This is a genomic window from Actinomadura sp. NPDC000600 (assembly GCF_040492135.1).
Classification (GTDB): domain Bacteria; phylum Actinomycetota; class Actinomycetes; order Streptosporangiales; family Streptosporangiaceae; genus Spirillospora.
Map to the genome: position 1 here is coordinate 1 of NZ_JBEUPD010000145.1, position 1,081 is coordinate 1,081.

2 protein-coding genes are annotated in these 1,081 nt (G+C 70.8%); one reads left to right on the forward strand and one right to left on the reverse strand.

Features of this window, described 5'->3' with window-relative positions:
- Positions 1–316, reverse strand: a 316-nt coding sequence (locus tag ABWI07_RS44355) for a helix-turn-helix domain-containing protein (RefSeq protein WP_353822237.1), incomplete at its 3' end; no start/stop codon positions are given.
- Between the two features lie 244 nt (positions 317–560).
- On the opposite strand from ABWI07_RS44355, the gene ABWI07_RS44360 reads away from it, so the two are divergent.
- The coding region (locus tag ABWI07_RS44360; protein ID WP_353822238.1) for an HAD hydrolase family protein at positions 561–1,081 on the forward strand (521 nt) is incomplete at its 3' end.

Consider the following 1,081-nt stretch of genomic DNA (forward strand, 5'->3'; position numbering starts at 1 on the left):
CGGGCTGCAGGACGTCGAACGCCTCCAGCCATCCGGCGGGGTTCTTCGACAGCAGCAGCCGGATCGAGCGGCCCTGGTGCTCGACCAGCCCGTCCAACCGGTCGCGCAGGAATCTCGCCCGCCACTTGGTCACCGTGCCCCGGTTGACGCCCATCCGCGCGGCCACCGCGGTGTTACTGCCGCCGTCCGCGCAGGCCAGCACAATCCGTGCCCGTAACGCCAGGCCCTGAGCAGTCGTCCGGCGCCGGGCCCATCCCTGCAACATCCGCCGCTCGGCATCGGATAACACCAGCGGCGCAAGCCTGCTGTCGCCCATCCCCACAGCAGACCGCAAACCACCAGCCCCGTCACCGACCAAGCCCCGATCCGAAACGGAACACGACTCAAGTGGCGACGGCAGAACTCAAAACCAGCTCACTAGACTGAGCCGCTCAGACGCGGGGAAGCCCGCCGGCCTCGTACGGTCCCGCCGTGGGGGCCGCCGCCAGGTGCACTACGTCGACGCCTACGAACAGCCGACCGCACCCAGCGCTCCCGCAGGCCCCGCACAGGAACGGAACATGTCCACTTCTCCCTCCGCCCCCGCCGCACCGCACCCCCACCCGGGCGCGCCCGACATCAGGCTCATAGTCACCGACATGGACGGCACGCTGCTGGACGGCGCCGGCCGGCTCCCCGCCGCCCTGTGGTCCGTACTGGCCGAACTGCGCAGCCGTGGCGTGCTGTTCAGCCCCGCGAGCGGCCGCCAGTACGCCACGCTGGCACGGCAGTTCGCGGACGCGGGTCAGGGCATGGTGTTCATCGCGGAGAACGGCACGTACGTCGTGCGCGACGGCGTGGAGCTCAGTTCCGATCCGCTGGACAGCGCCGTCGCCGCCCGGGTCGTGGGGGCGACGCGGCAGCTCGTGGCGGACGGCGCGGACGTGGGTGCCGTGGTCTGCGGGAAGAAGTCGGCGTACGTCGAGCGGACCGATGCGGCGTTCCTCGCCGAGGCGCGCAAGTACTACGCCCTGCTCCGTACCGTCCCGGACGTGACCGCCGTCGAGGACGAGATCATCAAGGTGGCGGTCTTCGACTTCGG